The organism is Leptolyngbya sp. 7M (genome assembly GCF_018128485.1).
In genome coordinates, this window is sequence record NZ_CP070897.1 from 1580667 (window position 1) to 1598021 (window position 17355).

The 17355-nt window shown below is 49.7% G+C and carries 14 protein-coding genes; 7 read left to right on the forward strand and 7 right to left on the reverse strand.

Annotated elements, in window-relative coordinates; translation table 11 throughout:
- Positions 1 to 21: 21 nt before the first annotated feature.
- Positions 22 to 327: a YbaB/EbfC family nucleoid-associated protein gene (locus tag JVX88_RS07495; protein ID WP_211626713.1), complete on the reverse strand. Its 306-nt coding sequence runs from the start codon at positions 325 to 327 to the stop codon at positions 22 to 24.
- A 61-nt stretch (positions 328 to 388) separates the two neighbouring features.
- On the opposite strand from JVX88_RS07495, the gene JVX88_RS07500 reads away from it, so the two are divergent.
- Entirely contained in the window at positions 389 to 1084 is a 696-nt protein-coding gene (locus tag JVX88_RS07500) for a hypothetical protein (protein WP_211626714.1), read from the forward strand.
- A 380-nt stretch (positions 1085 to 1464) separates the two neighbouring features.
- On the opposite strand, the gene queC is transcribed toward JVX88_RS07500, so the two are convergent.
- The 3 genes from queC to JVX88_RS07515 are packed head-to-tail and all read right to left on the reverse strand — an operon-like array spanning position 1465 to position 3413.
- Positions 1465 to 2133 (reverse strand): 7-cyano-7-deazaguanine synthase QueC, encoded by a 669-nt coding sequence (queC, locus tag JVX88_RS07505; protein ID WP_211626715.1) that lies wholly within the window; start codon positions 2131 to 2133, stop codon positions 1465 to 1467.
- Positions 2130 to 3029, reverse strand: a complete 900-nt coding sequence (locus JVX88_RS07510) for a serine hydrolase (protein WP_211626716.1) — start codon at positions 3027 to 3029, stop codon at positions 2130 to 2132. Before JVX88_RS07510 ends, queC begins: the two co-directional genes overlap by 4 nt.
- 18 nt (positions 3030 to 3047) lie before the next feature.
- Positions 3048 to 3413 (reverse strand): hypothetical protein, encoded by a 366-nt coding sequence (locus JVX88_RS07515; protein ID WP_211626717.1) that lies wholly within the window; start codon positions 3411 to 3413, stop codon positions 3048 to 3050.
- A gap of 50 nt (positions 3414 to 3463) precedes the next feature.
- Between JVX88_RS07515 and JVX88_RS07520 the strand changes: the two genes are divergently transcribed.
- Positions 3464 to 5110 carry a glycosyltransferase family 2 protein gene (locus JVX88_RS07520; RefSeq protein ID WP_211626718.1) on the forward strand — a complete coding sequence of 549 codons (1647 nt, stop codon included), beginning with the start codon at positions 3464 to 3466 and terminating at the stop codon, positions 5108 to 5110.
- Positions 5111 to 5122: 12 nt separating this feature from the next.
- Here JVX88_RS07520 and JVX88_RS07525 read toward each other — a convergent pair whose 3' ends face one another.
- The 3 genes from JVX88_RS07525 to JVX88_RS07535 all read right to left on the reverse strand — a co-directional run bounded on the left by JVX88_RS07525 (position 5123) and on the right by JVX88_RS07535 (position 8433).
- Positions 5123 to 6112, reverse strand: a complete 990-nt coding sequence (locus JVX88_RS07525) for a methyltransferase domain-containing protein (protein ID WP_410503775.1) — start codon at positions 6110 to 6112, stop codon at positions 5123 to 5125.
- Positions 6113 to 6124: 12 nt separating this feature from the next.
- Entirely contained in the window at positions 6125 to 6832 is a 708-nt protein-coding gene (locus tag JVX88_RS07530) for a rhomboid family intramembrane serine protease (RefSeq protein ID WP_211626720.1), read from the reverse strand.
- A gap of 188 nt (positions 6833 to 7020) precedes the next feature.
- The gene (locus JVX88_RS07535; RefSeq protein ID WP_211626721.1) at positions 7021 to 8433 is read right to left on the reverse strand and encodes a dicarboxylate/amino acid:cation symporter; all 1413 of its coding nucleotides are present in this window, start codon (positions 8431 to 8433) and stop codon (positions 7021 to 7023) included.
- A gap of 176 nt (positions 8434 to 8609) precedes the next feature.
- Between JVX88_RS07535 and JVX88_RS07540 the strand changes: the two genes are divergently transcribed.
- The 5 genes from JVX88_RS07540 to JVX88_RS07560 all read left to right on the forward strand — a co-directional run bounded on the left by JVX88_RS07540 (position 8610) and on the right by JVX88_RS07560 (position 17354).
- Positions 8610 to 9932 carry a dicarboxylate/amino acid:cation symporter gene (locus JVX88_RS07540; RefSeq protein ID WP_211626722.1) on the forward strand — a complete coding sequence of 441 codons (1323 nt, stop codon included), beginning with the start codon at positions 8610 to 8612 and terminating at the stop codon, positions 9930 to 9932.
- A gap of 25 nt (positions 9933 to 9957) precedes the next feature.
- Positions 9958 to 12027 carry a cell division protein FtsZ gene (gene ftsZ, locus JVX88_RS07545; RefSeq protein WP_211626723.1) on the forward strand — a complete coding sequence of 690 codons (2070 nt, stop codon included), beginning with the start codon at positions 9958 to 9960 and terminating at the stop codon, positions 12025 to 12027.
- 127 nt (positions 12028 to 12154) lie between these two features.
- Entirely contained in the window at positions 12155 to 13174 is a 1020-nt protein-coding gene (gene pdxA, locus JVX88_RS07550) for a 4-hydroxythreonine-4-phosphate dehydrogenase PdxA (protein WP_211626724.1), read from the forward strand.
- A 222-nt stretch (positions 13175 to 13396) separates the two neighbouring features.
- A complete protein-coding gene (locus JVX88_RS07555; RefSeq protein ID WP_211626725.1) occupies positions 13397 to 14515 on the forward strand; it encodes a PleD family two-component system response regulator in 1119 nt (372 codons plus the stop codon).
- A gap of 85 nt (positions 14516 to 14600) precedes the next feature.
- Entirely contained in the window at positions 14601 to 17354 is a 2754-nt protein-coding gene (locus tag JVX88_RS07560; RefSeq protein WP_211626726.1) for a valine--tRNA ligase, read from the forward strand.
- Position 17355: the final 1 nt, after the last annotated feature.

Genomic DNA, 17355 nt, shown 5'->3' on the forward strand with positions numbered 1-17355 from the left:
ACTAGCTTGTTTTGAGCAGCTCTATATCAAGCCGGGCGGCAACATTCCGCCAAGCTTGCCCTTGAGCGATTCCTCGACCTTTCGGTGAGCCTCGTTCAGTGCAGCAACGGTTAGATCCTGGATCATTTCAACATCCCCATCCTTGACAAGGTCGGGTGAAATCTTAAGTTCGACCACCTCGAAATCGCCGCGCATCTTCACGGAAACGGCACCGCCGCCGGCTGAAGCCTCAACGACCGTTTCCTTCATCTCCTTGCCCATTTTTTCCTGCATCTGCTGGGCCTGCTGCATCATTTGGCTCAAGTCGAACCCGCCGGGTAGTTTCATAGATCTTGTACAAACCTCAAAATAGACTAAGTTTTACTGAGTATATCACCCAGCATAGGAATTGTCTCAAAACGCATTTACTGATGTAGAATGCGAAGCGATGTTGAACGGAGACCTGAGGAGCATCTTTTTAAAGCTTCTAATAACCTCGGTAGCGGTTAGTGCGGCATTTGGCATCATAGTCATCTTGCTTGGCAACTTTGGAAGTTTTGAGGTCCGGGTGCTGATGACGACCCTTACGGTCACGGTAACAAGCATTTTGGGACTGGCCTGCGGCGCAGCGATCGAGGCGGGTCGGGGAAATGTCCTCCCGAAGGCAGGTATCGTATTTACATTGATCTCAGCAGCACTTCTGATGCTGATAATCTGGGACGTTGCCGACGATTCGGAGCTTTATGTAAAAACGACGATGACGTTTGTTATTGGAGCGGTCGTCGCATCGCATCTTTCACTGATTTCGATCGCACGTCTTGATAAACGGTTTCAATGGTCTTTGGGTTTCGCTTGGGTTTGTGATCTGCTCCTTGCCGGAATAATTCTTTTTGTTATGTGGTCAGAGATCGAGCCTCAAGGAGATCTCGTTTCGCGGGTGATGGGTGTTCTCTCGATACTGATAGCAGCCGTTACGGTCGTTACGCCGGTTTTTCATAAGCTCAGTTCCGGAACGGCTATAACGATTCAAACAATTGATGAAGAGATCGCCAGATTGCGGGGAGAGATCACTCGCTTGGAAGCAGAAAAGGCAGAACTTCAGTAATGGATCAAAAAGCTTTACGATAAAACTCTTGACCTGATCAAATGCTATAAAGCCCAAACAGCTCTTGAACTCGGCCTAGAGAACATTGAACGAAGGATCTGCAGGCTTTACTGAAATTTATGATCAAGAAGCAGGAAATATAGGCCACCGACTAGATCGATAGTTTTATTAGCTATACTCAACGATTCGCCAACGGATCATTCAGTTTCAAGTCATAATAAAGTCAACCTCTTGTCAGTTTTAGTGGCCGGCATCGATGCTTTTCCTTTTCTCGAACATTGCTTTAAGACTCATCTTTAACACGTCGCCAACCGACTTGATGCCATTTTCACAATGGTCCAACTAAATGAGATAGACGTGATGATGTCTATCAAAAAGAATCAACTAGGTTGATATGTGATGGGGTCAAGTGTGCCTGCTTGTTCAAAGCCTCTTAGCCGGAGAGCGCATGAATCGCAAGTGCCGCAGGCAAAGTCGTTTGAACGATAACATGACCAGGTCAGATGTAGCGGAGCATCTAATTCCAGGCCTTTTTTGACGATCGCGGCCTTTGTAAGATGAATGATAGGCGTGCGGATCTCGATATATGTATTGGGCTTTGTACCGGTGTTAATTGTTTGTTGGAAAGCTTCGTAGAATTCGGGACGGCAATCCGGATAACCGCTTGAATCTTCGGCGACGGCGCCGATATAGATCACGTGTGCACCCAAAACCTCAGCCCAACTCGTCGCTATCGCAAGCATATTCGCATTGCGAAACGGGACGTAGCTGGTCGGTATCTTTTTTGACGAGAGGTCGGCTTTCGAAACTGCAATACTTTCATCCGTTAGTGAAGAGCCGCCTATTTTTGCGAGATATTCGATCGAAACATCAAGCCGTTGCTTTACTTTGTAATGATCGGCAATGTCATTGAATGCTTTCCGCTCGCGAGCTTCTGTTCGCTGTCCGTAAGATATATGCAGAAATGCGAGTTCTTCATTTTCACCTGAAGCTATGGCTGCTGTTACACAGCTGTCCATTCCGCCGGAGACGAGAACAACCGCTGTCATTTGGCCAAGCCTTCCTGCAATATTTGGGAGAGCCTCCAAATTAGCAAACTGCCGATGTCGTCTGTGGTGTAATGAACAACGTGCATATCGTCAACGGTTATTGCAATTGCGATGCGTCCGCGGCGAGTATAAACAATACCGACGTCGCTTCTTAGCCGATCAAGAGCTCCGGATTTGGAGGCAACCGGAATTGTGTCCAGCACGTTTCTGCCAATGCCGTCCTTGTACTGCTGGCGGCGGAGAATAGCGATCATCTCCGCAGATGCTTCCTTTGAAACGACTTGGCCATTTTCCAGCATTTCCAGCAGCCGCACCATATCTTTCGGCGACGAACGCCCAATACCAAAAAGCTTGTTTAATGGTTCATCCCAAGCCTTTGCGTCACCGCCTCCGCCGATCTTGCGTAGTGACAGCGTGTCGTTCAGCCCCAGCTTGGCCATAAATTCGTTGACGGAATTGCTGGAGACCTTGTCGAGTATGAGATTAGTGGCTGTATTGTCCGATAGTACTATCATCAAAACCGTCGCGGTTTTCAGGTCGATCTTGTGCCCCGGAGTGAATTCTTTCAGTATCCCCGATCCGCCTGCGATCTTTCCGGCCTCTATGGTAAATTCATCCGTCCACGCGATCTTTCCTTCGGCCACCTGACGAAACACTTCGGTCATTATCGGGAGTTTTATCGTGCTGGCGGTTCTCACCTGTTCATCCCCGCGAAGGCTATATTCTTTGCCGGTGTCCAAATTCTTCGCATAGATCCAGACCTTACCTTTGAAGTTACTGATCTCTGTCTTAATAAGTTGGTCTAACTTAGGATCAGCTGAAGCTACAGCGGGAATCTGGGCGGCGGCCGCGAACGTAAAACCAAGAACGATGAGAGTAAAGAGGGTGGATCTCATAATATTTCAGTCACTAAACTAAACACCCCGGACATCTGGTCCCCAGATGTATTTGTGCATCTGCAGATTCAATCTGACGCTCAACCCGCTCTGCGAAACCGCATCGGCGATCGGACGCATATCAATTCCGTGGACTGGCGAGATAAGCACTTCCTTTGCCCGTTCGGGGAGATGATACTTTGCAATGATCTCCTTCGCAAACTCCCAATCATCAAGGTCCGCAACAACAAACTTCACCTCATCTTTATCAGACCGCACGCGTTCAAGATTCGGCCAATGGTTGCGCTCAACTTCTCCCGACGCCGGGCATTTAACATCCAGAATGATAGCGGCACGCGAATCAACATTCTCCGTTGGGACATAACCGCCGGTCTCAATGAGCACTTCGTAGCCTCTATCGCAAAGTTCAGCAATGAAGGGGAAAACATTCTTTTATGCGTTTGGTGAATCGAGTATTCGAGATATACCAGAAATTCGGGGTGGCCGGATTATTTATGGCCTTAAGACTCCGTGTAGATAGGCTAGTAGAACAGTGGCGGTTTCAACGTATAGTTGAAAGAGAATATCTAAACTTGCCGACAAAGGCCGAAGCCGAGTTCAAAGGCCCGCTGATCTCCGTACTATTGCCTGTTTACAACCTTGATGCTGTTTGGTTAAGAAAATGTATCGATTCGGTGCGTTCACAGATCTACGAGAACTGGGAACTCTGCATTGCCGACGACGCATCTACAAAATCTCACATCAGGCCTTTGCTTGACGAGTATCGCCGCAAAGATGCACGAATAAGGGTTACCTATCGCGAGATCAACGGGCATATCTCCGCAGCGTCGAATTCGGCTCTCGAACTTGCCTCGGGTGAATTCTGCGTCTTGCTCGATCATGATGATGAGCTACGCAAAGACGCTCTCTTTTGGGTCGCGAAAACGCTGGTGGAAGCACCGGATACAGCAATGATATACAGCGACGATAATCTGATAGACGAAAAGGGCCGACGGTCGCGGCCGCTTTTCAAGCCTGACTTTAGCCGAGATCTGATGTACTCGCTAAATCTTGTAACGCATCTTTCAGCTTATCGAACATCGATCCTTCGCGAGATCGGCGGCTTCCGCACCGGCTTTGAAGGCAGCCAGGATTATGACCTTGCTCTTCGCGTTATCGAACGCATAAACGAAACTCAGATCCGCCACATTCCACGCATTCTCTATCATTGGCGAACCATTCCGGGATCTGTTGCCCATAGTTCTGAGGCAAAGCCTTACGCGCACGAGAACGCGCGTCGTGCGCTTAGAGAGCATCTGATTCGTGTTGGGGCCGAAGCCGAGGTCGAGCCAAGCGCCTATAATCTACATCGCGTTCGTTATCTATTGCCCGATCGAAAAGTGGCAACTGTGATCTTGTGGGGCGACGGCGCGCCCGCATTCGATCCAATGACCTCGGACAATAAAGTCTCTGAAGTGATCGAGTGCGCAACAGCCAGCCCGCTCGCTGTTCAGCTCAATGAAGCCGCTGAACGCGCCCGTGGAGAAATTCTTGTCTTCATTCGGCGGAATACTCACCCGAATACTGAAAACCCTGTAAGCGAACTTTGTAGGTTTGCATTACAAGAAGCGATCGGTGCGGCAGGCGGTCTTTTAACCGATCGCAGCGGCGCGGTGCGGTCAGGAGGCATTGTCCTCGGCGGACCTGCAGCCGCGGCCATCGCCCATTTCGGGCTGCCGAACCACCAGCCGGGCAACTTGATACGAAATCAGGTGATATCGAATTACTCCGCCGTCGCTCTAGATGCGTTCGCGATCAGAAGACAGCTTTTTTCAACATTTGGAGGTTTCAGCGATGCTTTCGATTCGCCTTTGTTTCTTGCCGCAGATCTGTGCGTGCGGCTTCGCGAGGCCGGTTATCGTATCGTCTCAACACCTCACGCTCAGTTTATCTTTCCAGATCGGAAAGCTGTGGGCGGCATGTCCGCCTCGATCAAAGAAATAAAGGCGTTCAAAGAACGTTGGCCTAAGTTCGCATTCTCCGATCCGTTCTGCAATCCGAACCTCACGAACAACGGAAAGTTCCGCATTAAAATCAGATAGGGTATCCTTCTGTTAGAATGTGCCGCGATAGTTTGAGATGATCTCGCGGCCCTCGACCGGCTCCGCCTGTTTGCGCCCAAGAAAGAAATAGCACGAGGCAGCATCATAACTGCCAGGCCTATCGCAAAGTATGTGGTCAAAATACTTCAGCCATGATCCTGTCATCATTCCTGCGGCAAAAGCCGCCTTTTGCATCGTTCGGTTGCGGAAAAAACTGCGAAGGAAATATGCCCAGCTCCAGGCCAATGCCATTCCGGGCCCGCCGATCGGACCGCTTGATGTCTCTTCAAAATTACGGAACAGGTAACGGTGTCCGAGATGTGTGAACCTAGTAAAATCATAACGCCCCATATGCACCTGCTGCATAAATGGAGTTTCGGCGTAAACTAAACCGTCACCTTTCAGCACGCGTTCAATTTCCGAGACGCAACGAAATGGATCGATAACATGCTCAAGCACTGCCTGGGCAATGACACCATCAAACACACCAGACCTGAACGGCAGATCGTGAGCGTCTGAGATCAGCTCGGTCCGTGCCCCAAATGCAACATCGGTCTCCACGATAAGAAGATCTTCTTTTAGATCATCAAGATGAAGCCCTTGTCCTTCTACCGCACCGCCGATAATCAGCACTTTCGGTTTTTCATCCCCGCCGCGAAGGTTTTTGAAAAAAAATTCGAAGTTCTTATCAGAACCTAGATTCAAATTGAACGACGGAATGATCGCGCCAACCGCCCGCTTCCAGCCCTTTTGTGGCGGCCCGTAGGTTGTCTCGCGTCCTGCGACAAGATCCGAGGTTTTGAAAACGCTTCGCTCGTCGGCAAGAAGTATCGGGATGCTGTTAACTACCGGATAGGTCGAACCACATTCGATACAAGCCAAACTCTCAAGCTCCTCGAGAAGTCCCTTGCACCGAGGGCAAGCAAGCAGTTTCAGTAGTTCTGCATTTGGCATATGTCCAAAAGGATGGCCAGGTGTATGCTCGGCCCCGGACAGACTGATCTTGGTAACGTCTCATATCCTGCGGCCTATTGCGAACACCTTGATCAATGCGAGACCCGCAATGAATCCGCCGATATGCGCCGCGTATGCCACGCCGCCTGTTCCCGCCGGCGTCATAAGCCCTAGCAATATCTGATAACCGATCCAGATGCCAAGTGCGACAAAAGCCGGCACCGTTGTCAGGAAATTAAAGATGATCGCACGAACCTTCCTTTGCGGGAAAAGAAGAAGGTAACCGCCCATCACGCCGGAAATGGCCCCGGAAGCCCCAAGCATAGGTATAACGGAAGTTGTGTCCATCACTATCTGCGATATTGCCGCAATAAGACCGCAGGCGATATAGAAGCCCGCGAACCGTATATGCCCAAGAAGATTTTCAAGGTTATCTCCGAAAATAAAAAGGAAAAGCATATTTCCGAAGATGTGTGCGATGCTGCCATGCATGAACATCGAACTCAGGAAATTAAAATAGACAGGCAATGGCGTTGAATAATGCTGCACCTGAGCGGTATTTCCGAACGAATCACGGACCACCTGTACACCGGTAATGTCAACGCCGGTAGTTATCTCCTTGGGCACAAGTGAGAATGCATATGAGAATGCATCGTTCCCGCCAAGCCCTTGCAGGAGAACGAACACCAACACATTGATGCCGATAAAAAGGTAATTTACGATCGGTGTGATCGTTACATCGGTATTATCATCGCCTATTGGGAACATAAGATCCTGTGAATTGAGCTGTCTTTTGTGTCAAAACCACCTCGATGTAGATCTAAAGCAGAATATATTACTTCGCTCGCTTTGATCGTCGGCTAAGAACGCCCCCGAAAGACACACAGGCCAAGACAGAAGTGCTGCCGAGGAGGTCGGTAATTCTTTATCATTATTAGAGCATCTTACATTTAATTCTAATTGACACCAACATTTTCCTGCGGTTTCAGCAGCTCGTAACCCTCGCTTCGGGCAACGAATGTCGCCGCAGTTATGTCACCAACAACGTTAAGCGTTGTCCGGCACATATCAAGTATGCGATCGACGCCGAGGATGATCGCGATCAATGCCGGATCGATCCCGATGTAGAAAAGTATCCCGATGATAAACGGTATCGAGCCCGAAGGCACACCGGCTGTGCCGATGCCTCCAAGGATCGCAAGGTAAACCACCATTAACTGCAGCGACAGCGTCAGCTCGACACCGGCCAATTGTGCCAGAAAAAGTACCGTAACGCCCTCATAAAGCGCCGTGCCGTTCTGGTTCGCGGTCGCTCCAACGGTCAGCACAAAGCTATTGATAGCTTTCGGAACACCTAGATTCTCGTGTGTTACGCGTAGCGCCGTCGGAAGCGTCGCATTCGAGGAAGATGTTGAGAATGCGGTGATAATAACGGTCCTTATCCGTTTGAAAAATTCGATCGGATTGATCCTTGAAAGAAAATAGATCGAAAGCGAATAGATCCCGAAGAAGTGTATAGAAAGACCCAGTAGGACGGCAACGACGAACCAGCCTAGCGACCTGAGCAGTTCAAACCCGAACTGGGCAATATTGCTGAACAAAAGGCAGGCGACAGCATAGGGAGCCAACTTCATCACGATATCTATTATCTTTGCCGTGATGCTGAACAAAGAACTCATTACATTGACGAATGGTTCCGACGCCGCGGCGGGCAAAAGCGTTACGGCGATCCCGATCATCAATGCAAAGAACATTATATGAAGCATATTCGCGCTTGTTCCTGAGATGGAATTGAATATGTTGCTCGGAACGATCGTCTTGACCACCTGCATCAAAGGTGTTTCTGCTTTTGCGGCCTCGGCAGCCCGTCTCTGGGCCTCCGTGGCCGCGCTACCCTGTGATGAGAATTCCTCCTTAAGCTCGGTCGCTATCTCTTCGCTTATCCGTTCACCTGGACGTATAGTGTTCGCAACGCCGAGCCCTATCGCAACCGAAATAGCTGAGATCACCAGCGTGTATGCGAACGACTTCAGCCCGATGCGTCCAAGCTTTCTAATATCTCCGATGCCCGCGACCCCCACCACTAGTGATGAAAACACCAATGGCACCACGATCATTAAGAGCAAATTAAGGAAAAGCTGGCCTATTGGTCGCGTAAAATTATCAATGAACCAATTCAGGTCTGCGTTCTTTCCGCCGAGGAACCAGTTTGCCGCAAGTCCACCAAGTACACCCACCAGCAACCCAAGAAAGATCTTTGTATGCAGGGGCATTCCCTTCGGCTTGTCCGGCGTCTTGTCGTCAAGATCGGTAGTTAGTTCATTCTCGTAAGAATTCTCTGATGTCTCGCTGAGTTCCTCTTTGCTCATCGCTTTTTCCTGCCTTTATCTGTGCTTTTGTTACCGGCATAAGTTCTGATATTAAAACGGTTACGCGGGTAAAATTCGGCAAGAGTATGAACCTCTTATCGTAAATTGGCAAGCCGGGAAGCACAGGAGAACAAAACACCTTTACGGGCCAGTATTTGATTTGAGAATAAAAAAAGGTGAAACTTCCGAGCATGACAAAACTGGCACTCCATTGGCGAATATTGCTTGGTATGGCGGCAGGTGTTGTGTTTGCGGCCCTGCTTATACAGTTTGAATGGGGAAAGGATTTTATTGTCAATTGGATAAAGCCTTTCGGGACGATATTTATCAATCTGCTCAAGCTGATAGCGATACCGCTGATCCTTGGATCGCTGATAACCGGCATCGCCGATCTTAATAACATAACTCAGCTTTCGAAGATGGGCTTGCGAACGATCCTGATCTATATCGGGACAACCGTTATCGCCGTCAGCGTCGGGCTTGCTATCGTCAACGTCATCCGGCCGGGCACCGCCGTCACCGAAGAAACACGGACCAAACTGATAACCAGCTATGAAAAACAGGCGGGCGATCGCATCGTCGCGGCTGAAAAGCAGCGACAGTCAGGGCCGTTGAAGCCTTTAGAAGACCTAGTTCCCGAAAACATTATCGGTGCTGCCAGTTCGAATGCGAATATGCTTCAGGTCATCGTATTCGCTATCTTTTTCGGCATCGGATTGATCCTGATCCCGCCCGAGAAGGCTGCACCTGTAAAGGGGTTCTTTTCGGGATTGAACGAGGTAGTACTAAAGATGATCGATCTGATAATGCTGGCGGCGCCGTTCGGCGTTTTTGCGCTTCTTGCCGCCATTATTGCCGAAGCTCCGGGAACGGATCTTTTTATTGCCTTGCTCTGGTATGCTCTTTCCGTAGTTTCGGGACTTGCGCTGATATATTTCTTTTACGTATTCCTCGTCTGGACCTTTACCGGGAAATCACCATCCTTTTTTCTGAAGGGTATCGCACCGGCGCAGCTTCTTGCGTTTTCCACAAGCTCCAGTGCAGCAACACTTCCGGTAACTATGGAGCGCGTTACCGAACATCTGGGTGTTGATGATGACGTAGCAAGCTTTGTCCTTCCCATCGGCGCGACCGTAAATATGGACGGCACAAGTCTTTATCAGGCAGTCGCTGCGGTCTTTATAGCTCAGACCTTCGGAATGGATCTGAGTTTTGGAGTCCAGCTCGGCATTATAGTTACGGCTACGCTAGCCTCGATCGGAAGCGCGGCCGTGCCCGGAGCCGGAATGGTAATGCTTGTTATCGTTCTTGCACAGGCCGGCATTCCGGAGGTTGGGCTTGCACTTATCTTTGCCATTGACCGTCCGCTTGATATGTGCCGAACGACCATTAACGTTACCGGCGATGCAACGGTTTCTATGATCATTGCCAAAATGCTCGGCCGGCTGGGTGAGCCTGTTGAACAAAAATGGGATGATCGTTTGGATGAGGTCATCTAGTATTTTCCAAGGAATTCGGTTGTTTATGAAATTTCGTTCTGGGCTTGCGCTCTTGTGTCTGGTCTTTATCGCATCTTTTTCGGATGTTTTCCCACAGCAGCGTTTTAACGCCGCGCTTTCCCGCTTGCAGGCAGTTCCGATAAGTTCGTCGTCCGGAACTGCTATTTGCACTGCGATACTGAATGCCCAGGAAACCGGATTTGCACTTGATTGCAGTTATACTGGCATCGCCGCTGACAGTTCATTCACGATCCATCGGAATGCTTTCGTGGGGCAAACCTCTCCGCCGCTTACAACGCTTCCGCTTGCAGGTACAAGCGGCTCTTTTGGTCTTGGCGTATCCGGCACGGGAGATGTTGTGGGCGAACTGCGATCAAACCGCTGGTACGTTCAAATAAGCTCCGCGGCATTTCCGCAGGGCGAGATACGCGGTCAACTTAAACTTGCCAACGGGACCTACAATGACTATGACGGCGACGGACGGACCGATCTTCAAGTCTATCGCAATTCGATCAACACATTCTTCGGACTCAGAAGCACTGACGGCAGCTTCATTCAGCAGCCGCTCGGCCAGCCGGGCGATTCCGTTTCGCTGACCGTTGATTGGGACGGCGACGGCAAATCAGATTTTTCAACGGCCCGCTACAATGCAGAGGTTCTGTGGCGGATTCTCCCATCTACGAGCGGCGTTTTGCAGGAAACACGCTGGGGAAGCTCGACGCTCGGCGACTTCTTCGCCGCTGCTGACTATGATGGCGACGGCAAATTTGATATAGCCGTTTTCCGAGGGGGCGTTTGGCATATCATCGAAAGCTCGACCGGCAATTTCCGCTATGAATTCTTCGGTCAGAGCGGTGATGTTCCCGCGGCGAATGATTTTGATGGCGACAGTAAAGCTGACATCGCCATAGCGCGGAGCGAAGGCGGGCTTAGATATTGGTGGATAAGAAATAGCTCGAATGGTGAGGTCAGCGTTATCCAGTGGGGACTTAGCAGCGACGCATTCTTCACAGGTCGCGCTGATATAGATGGCGATGGGCGAGCAGACCTTCTAGTAATTAGGAATCAGGGCGGGCAGCGATTCTTTTATTTCAGGCGCAGCTCTGATGGAGCGTTGCAGGTAATGCAATGGGGTCTTTCATCCGACCTTGTGAAACCAAAAGCCCCAATGAAGATACAGCTTGGAACGAAATCGACGCGTGGGCTCGGTGCAGGTTCGAATCCGGAGGTCGGACGAGAGGCGGCTCTTGAAGACCACCAAAAGCTGCTCGACGTCTTGGAAGGCTCGGACATGGTATTCGTTACTGCAGGAATGGGTGGCGGAACAGGGACAGGAGCGGCACCGGTGGTTGCGTCGCTTGCCATCGAGCTTGGAGCACTTACTGTTGCGGTCGTAACAAAACCCTTTGCTGTAGAAGGGCGAAAACGAATGGCTCAGGCGGAGATGGGACTCGCAGAACTCCGAGGCTGTGTCGATACGATGATAACAATTCCGAACTCAAAGCTCCGCGAGGTTGAAGAGAACATCACAGTGATGGAAGCCTTTCGCAAAGCCGACGAGATCCTGCTTCAGGCTGTCAAAGGGATAACTGACCTCATAACAACGCCGGGTATCATCAATCTTGATTTTGCTGATGTTACCACGGTGATGAAAGATGGCGGGGTTGCTTTGATGGGTATTGGTACGGCAAGCGGCGAGGATGCCGCGTCAAAAGCGATGCGCTCTGCACTTGATTACAAGCTACTTGAGGAAACCTCGATCGCCGGAGCCAAAGCGGCTCTGATCAATGTAACGGGAAGCGCTAATATGCCGCTCGGCGAGATCGAAGATGCGATCGGAATGATCGAGGCAGAGGCAGACGAGAATGCGGATATTATCTGGGGTAGCGTTATCCGTGAGAATTCCGATGACGAGATAATGGTTACAGTTATCGCGACCGGATTTGATTCGGCAGCCGCCGCTGCGACACCAAGGCCCAGAGCTCTTGAAGCACACGCCGCCAATGGGCACTCAGGTCCCGTTTCGCCGCAAATAGAGGCGTTTCACGAGGAAGATCTGAATGTCCCGACATTTATCAGACGTCAGGCAGACTGATACAAATCTTTTTAGTGGTCAAGAAAACTCCGTTCTCAAATGTGGGAACGGGGTTTTTTCTTTACTTTCTTTGATGGTGATTCGCTGACGCTGATGCGGTATTATTCTGATCGGTGGCAGACTTTAGATGAGTAATACCGAAAACAAAGAAAGGATCGGTATCACGATTGGCGATCCGGCGGGCATCGGGCCGGAGATAACGCTCCGCGCGTTAAGTGAGATCAAGGCTGGGCATCTTTCCCAGTATCTGGTTATCGGGGACCTAGACTTTCTTCGGAAGTTGAATGAAAACCTGGAAACTGGGCTTGAATTGGCTGAATTCTCAGATGATCTCGGGTCATCGGCAGTGCAAGTCGTCGATCTGAAGAATCTTCGTGAACCTTTTAGGATAGGTGAGAATAGCGTGATCGCAGGACAGGCGGCGGGACAATATATTCATAAAGCTGTTGAGCTGTGGCGGCTTGGGAGGATCGATGCGGTCGCGACCGCGCCGATAAGTAAAAGGTCGCTTGCTCTCGGAGGCTATGATTTTCCCGGTCACACGGAATTTTTGGCATCGCTTACCAACACTGAGCGTTTCGCAATGAGTTTTTTCGCTGATAATTTGCGAGTCGTACTAAATTCGACACACGTCTCATTGTCGGACGCGATAGGGTTGGTAACGAAAGAGCGGCTTGTTGACCTTATAAACTTCACTGATCACAGCTTGTCCAAGCTTCTTGGAGGTAATATGAAGATAGCTGTTGCCGGCTTGAATCCGCATGCTTCAGAGAATGGTATGTTCGGTTCTGAGGAATCGAAGATCATATTACCGGCTATCGACGAATGCAGGAAAAACGGCGTTAATGTTTCTGGGCCGTTTTCCCCTGATACAGTGTTTCTGAGAGGTTTTCGCGGAGAGTTTGATGCTGTCGTTGCACTTTATCACGACCAGGCGACGATCGCGGTCAAATCCCTATCATTCGGTTCGGGTGTAAATGTAACTCTTGGACTTCCGCTCATCCGCACATCGGTTGATCACGGCACGGCTTTTGACATTGCAGGAAAATATTGTGCAGATGCTTCGAGTATGGTGGCTGCGATCCGGCTTGCAAGGGAGTTATCTGCAAGAAAGCGTGCACGTGCTGTGAAAAAGCTCATTCGATAAGTCGAGATCTCAATTAGACATCAATGGGACTTATGTTAAGACTTTCAGGGAGTTTCTTTCATCATTAGTTTATGGCATTAAGTCGTGGGATGTGATCGTATATGCGAGATCGATTTGGTAACAAGCTAAGATATCGGAACATTTCTTGACCATCGCGCCGCAAGGTGTTAACTTTTTGGGGACATCCACTGTCCGAATTCTAGGTACTCAAGGAGCGTAAACGTGTCGAAACGCAGTCTCTTGCTCGCAGATGATTCCATAACAATACAAAAGGTCATCAGCCTTACTTTTACCGATGAGGGGTACGATGTTAGAACCTTTGGTGATGGTGACAGCGCGATGGAATCTATTCGCAGCGCTCCGCCGGACATCGTTCTGGCAGATGTAAATATGCCGGGTTCGGATGGTTACGAGATATGTCAATCGCTTCGATCGGATGATGCCACCAGACATATTCCGACGATCTTGCTTGTTGGATCATTCGAGCCGTTTGATAGAGATCGGGCGGAGAGTGTGGGGGCAAATTCATTTCTAACGAAGCCCTTCCAATCGATCAGACAGCTGGTGGACCAGGTCAACGAGTTGGTCATGAATTCACAATCTGCGGTCGCGATGTCAGAGAATTTTGAGGCGATTGCAGAACCCACACCCGCCAAGAATGACATCGAGTCACTTTATGACCAGAGTTTAGCTCATGATCAGGCCGGAACGGTATCGGGATTTCAAGCATTTGAAGAGCCGGCACTTGATGACGAAATGATCGAAACGAGCTACGTTGCCGGACTAGACACCACGGACACGCTCGATTTCGAACTTGTGAATACAGATGATGGCACCACGTCAGTCTCGTCTGAGGCCGCTCCGGCACCTGGTAGCCAGTATCCCGCAGAAGAGACCACATCGTTTGATGCATCGGGATTTGCCGAATCAGATCAGCGGCCGACAGAAAGCCTTGTGGATCCTTTCGGCACGCAGCCTCTAGGCGAGATCGCTGGTTTTTCCAGAGGCTCTGAGTTTGATGAGCGAACATTTGATATCTCGACAGACTTGACTCAGGATATCCCTAATTCTCAACCGTCCGACGCCTATCCCGAAACCGAACCATTACCTCAAATGGGGATTGAAACGGTAAGTTTTGATGCTCCAGAACCCGCTGTGAGGGACATTGAGGAGACCGATTTGCTCGAGCTCCCGCCTGTAGGACCTAATCAGACCATTGAGCTCACAACTGCCGAACGTGCCGAGCTTATGGGCAGCGGGAAACAGATAGTCAGCCTTTCACCGGAATTGATAGATACCATTGTTGAAAAGGTGGTCCAGCGTCTTTCGCACAAATATTGATATTAAAGTAGTTCAAATACTGCGGCTGGTTTCTTCTTAAGATGAAAACCGGCCCTTTTTGTTTTAGAATTGCAGTTTTACCAATATGGAGATCGCAAAAGCTTACGAGCCGAAGTCAGCCGAGACACACTATGAACGCTGGGAGAAGAATGGTTACTTCGCCCCAGAAATAAATCGGGACCCGAACGCTCCTAAATTCTCGATCGTTATTCCGCCGCCAAACGTAACGGGTTCGCTTCACATGGGCCATGCGCTTCAGCATACGATAATGGACGTGTTGACGCGATGGAAACGAATGCAGGGCTATCGGACGCTATGGCTCCCGGGAACGGATCACGCCGGTATATCGGTTCAACGAAAGGTTGTCGAACAGCTCAGAAATGAAGAGGGAAAGACGCCGCTTGATATAGGCCGTGAAGAGTTCGTACGTCGAGCTTGGGCTTGGAAGGAAAAATACGGGAACACGATCACAGAACAAATGCGTCGTGAAGGCGTTTCTGTTGATTGGTCGCGCGAGCGGTTTACGATGGATCCCGATATCTCCAAAGCTGTTCGAAATGTCTTCTGTGAGCTTTACGAGGAAGGCTGGATCTATCGTGGTTTACGTATAGTGAATTGGTGCCCGAAGGACAAGACCGTTCTATCTGATCTTGAGGTAAAAGAAGAGGCGAAGAAAGACGGAAAACTGGTTTATCTTCAATATCCGGTCATCACTACAGATAGGAAGATAACGGTTGCGACAACACGTCCTGAGACAATGTTCGGAGATACGGCGGTAGCGGTGAATCCAAAAGATGATCGGTACAAGGATCTGATCGGAAAGATTATCGCCTTGCCTCTTACGGACCGCAAAATTCCTATAATTGCCGATGAATATGTCGATGCCGAATTCGGGACCGGTGCCGTAAAGATAACGCCGGCACACGATCCAAACGACTATCTTGTCGGAGAACGACATAACCTTCCGCGGCTTCTGGTGATGAATGAAGACGGCACTATGAATGCGGCAGCAGGAGCGGATTTTGAAGGGATTGACCGGTTTGAAGCTCGAAAAAAAGTCGTCGAAAGATTTGAAGAGCTGGGGCTTCTCGAAAAGATCGAGGATTACGAAGTATCTTTGCCGATTTGCGAACGCTGTAAGACCGTCATCGAGCCGATACTTTCCGAACAGTGGTTTGTGAAGATGGAGGAGATGCGCGATATAGCGCTCGATCTTATGCAGACCGAGGGTGTGCCTCATTTTTCGCCGCAGATCCCGCACGAAAAGGTCTATACGAATTGGCTAGAGAATCTGAAAGATTGGACGGTATCCCGCCAGCTTTGGTGGGGACATCAGATACCGGCTTGGTATGACGGTGAAGGAAACGTATACGTTGCCCGCAACGAGGCAGAAGCAAAAGAGAAAGCCGGCGGCAAAGAACTTAGACAGGATCAGGACGTTTTGGATACGTGGTTCTCGGCCGGTCTTTGGGCGTTCTCTACCCTTGGTTGGACAGGTGAGGTTGACGAACAGCCATCAGATGACAGCTCAGAGCTAAAAACTAAAACATCTACTGACTTGGAGGTGTTCCTTCCGACAGATGTATTGGTAACGGGCCGCGACATTATCTTTCTGTGGGTTTCACGGATGATAATGCTCACGAAAAAATTCACTGGCAAGAAAGCCTTTGAGGATGTCGTTGTTACAGGAACTGTATTGGGCAAGGATGGCAAGCCGATGTCCAAGTCGCGGAACAACGGCGTTGATCCGCTTGAGATGTTCGATAAGTTTGGCGTCGACGCGACACGTATCTATCTTGCAAGTATCGCGACCGGTGCGGACATTAAATGGAATGACGTTGGCGTCGAAACCTATCGCAATTTTGCCAACAAGATATGGAACGCAACGCGGTTTTGTTTGATGAATTCGGATGGGGCGCGTGTCGGAAACATTGAACCACAGATAAACACAGATGAACATCGATCTTTGGCAGACAAATGGATACTTTCCCGATTGAACGCGACATCGATAAGCGTAAACAAAGCTCTTGCGAAGTATGAATTTCACACTGCTGTCTCTTTGCTTTACCACTTTTTCTGGGACGATTTTTGTGACTGGTATATCGAACTGAAAAAAGACGAGATAAACGCGGGCGACATTGCGGCGAGCTCGTTCATTCTTTCGATCCTCGAACAAGCCTTGCGGCTTTTGCATCCGTTTATGCCGTATTTAACCGAGGAACTCTGGCAAAAGCTTCCGGGCGTTTCCAACGATCTGCATAACGCTGCGTACCGAAACCCAGTCGCTATCGCTCCCGGTTCTGACACGGACGCGACGATAATGCTCGCAGATTTCCCAAAAGGTGATGAGGCGATGATCGACGAACGTGCTGAACTCGAAATGGGTACGGTGATCGACCTAATTCGTCGAGTTAGAAACATCCGCACGGAAATGAACATCAGGCCATCGGACAAGGTCGCGGTTCACGTCGCGGCCAAGGCTGCAATGCAGACGATCTTCGTGACTAACGAGGCTCAGATCCTAAAACTTGCACGGGCTGACAAGCTTGTTGTGAGTGAAGCTTTAGAGGTTCCTAAGGCTTCCGCGAAAGCTGTCATTACAAACGCGGAGATCGCCGTGCCTCTCGAAGGGCTGATCGATTTCGATAAGGAACGTGAAAGATTGGCGAACCAGATCAACAAACTTGATGTAGAATTACAGCGGTTGAACGGACAGCTCTCAAATGCCGAATTTGTCAACAAAGCCCCGGCCGAAAAGGTCGAGGCATTGAGAGCTCGAAGATCGGAGATAGAACAACAAAAAGGGACTCTAAGATCAAATTTGGATGCACTCCAATAAT

Excerpts from the sequence above, each read along its gene's own strand:
- JVX88_RS07495 (WP_211626713.1), bottom strand. The coding sequence starts at position 327 with ATGAAACTACCCGGCGGGTTCGACTTGAGCCAAATGATGCAGCAGGCC.
- queC (WP_211626715.1), bottom strand. The coding sequence starts at position 2,133 with ATGACAGCGGTTGTTCTCGTCTCCGGCGGAATGGACAGCTGTGTAACA.
- JVX88_RS07510 (WP_211626716.1), bottom strand. The coding sequence starts at position 3,029 with ATGAGATCCACCCTCTTTACTCTCATCGTTCTTGGTTTTACGTTCGCG.
- JVX88_RS07520 (WP_211626718.1), top strand. The coding sequence starts at position 3,464 with ATGCGTTTGGTGAATCGAGTATTCGAGATATACCAGAAATTCGGGGTG.
- JVX88_RS07530 (WP_211626720.1), bottom strand. The coding sequence starts at position 6,832 with ATGTTCCCAATAGGCGATGATAATACCGATGTAACGATCACACCGATC.
- JVX88_RS07535 (WP_211626721.1), bottom strand. The coding sequence starts at position 8,433 with ATGAGCAAAGAGGAACTCAGCGAGACATCAGAGAATTCTTACGAGAAT.
- ftsZ (WP_211626723.1), top strand. The coding sequence starts at position 9,958 with ATGAAATTTCGTTCTGGGCTTGCGCTCTTGTGTCTGGTCTTTATCGCA.
- pdxA (WP_211626724.1), top strand. The coding sequence starts at position 12,155 with ATGAGTAATACCGAAAACAAAGAAAGGATCGGTATCACGATTGGCGAT.
- JVX88_RS07560 (WP_211626726.1), top strand. The coding sequence starts at position 14,601 with ATGGAGATCGCAAAAGCTTACGAGCCGAAGTCAGCCGAGACACACTAT.